The sequence below is a fragment of the Acinetobacter sp. 228 genome (genome assembly GCF_048147885.1).
In genome coordinates this window covers 1-1,017 of sequence record NZ_JAYWYV010000625.1, presented here as the reverse complement: position 1 = coordinate 1,017, position 1,017 = coordinate 1, and the positions used below count along the sequence as shown (strand labels likewise).

Here is a 1,017-nt window from a genome sequence, read left to right as displayed (position 1 = left end):
CAACAACAGAAGTTGTACGTGGTGCGAATTTGGCAAAAGATGCGGGTATTGCACTGGATGAAATCCAAAAAGTATCGGGTGACTTGGCAAAATTGATTGCGAGCATTTCCGACGCAGCAAAACTTCAGTCAGCATCTGCGAGTCACATTGCAACCACCATGACGGTTGTACAAGAAATTACTTCGCAAACAACAACGGCAACGTTTGATACTGCTCGCTCCGTATCAGAGTTGGCGAATATGGCAGAGTCATTACGTGAGTCAGTAACGGACTTTAAATTACCAGACTAAATTGGGGGATAAGAATAGCTATTCTCATATCGCTATTCTTTTAAAAGTATGAGCAGCGCCAGACAAATATTGGGGAGATAGTTATTTTTCTGGTGTTGACTCTGTAGTTTTCCCCACTCAGGGGGTAAGCAAAAGAAGCCTTTGCTATGAAAGAAATATTAAAAACTTTAACTGAAGCAATGACGCTACCTGAAGATAGCTATTCTGAACAAGATGCTGAGTTTCTTGAGATCTTCATTGAAGAAATTGAAGAGATTTTTGTTGATTTGCAACCTTTGATAAATAAATGGATGCAGTCTGAGAATATTGCTACGCTCACTGAAATTCGTCGGCATTTCCATACCTTAAAAGGTTCCGGAAGAATGATTGGCGCTAAATCTTCAGCTGAGCTTGCGTGGACAGTTGAAGATACACTCAACCGGGTAATCAACCAAAGCTTACAATTAACGCCAACTATTCAGAGCTATGTGCAGTTAGTATTTAAGTTCTATTTCCTTAAATTAGTAGATAATTTTAAGCAAAAACGAGCACATACCTTAGATTTCAGACCTCTTATTTTATTAGGCCAACAACTACAACAACAGCAAAGTTTAGAGCCAGCTTTAGAAGAGCTTTTACAACTTTCAAATACGCTTATGGCCGAAACAGTGACTGGTCTTGAGCTAGATTATATTGAACAAGATTCGTTAGCCGAGCCAATCATTCAAGCTACACATACTGAAATTGA

Annotated in this window: 1 protein-coding gene and 1 pseudogene; both read left to right on the top strand. The window is 39.2% G+C overall.

Going from position 1 to position 1,017, the window contains the following annotated elements; all coding sequences use genetic code 11:
- Window positions 1–290: pseudogene (locus VXQ92_RS21395) on the top strand (chemotaxis protein); the annotation flags it as partial.
- A 146-nt stretch (window positions 291–436) separates the two neighbouring features.
- Window positions 437–1,017: Hpt domain-containing protein (locus tag VXQ92_RS21390; protein ID WP_416683108.1), on the top strand; the 581-nt coding region annotated here is incomplete at its 3' end.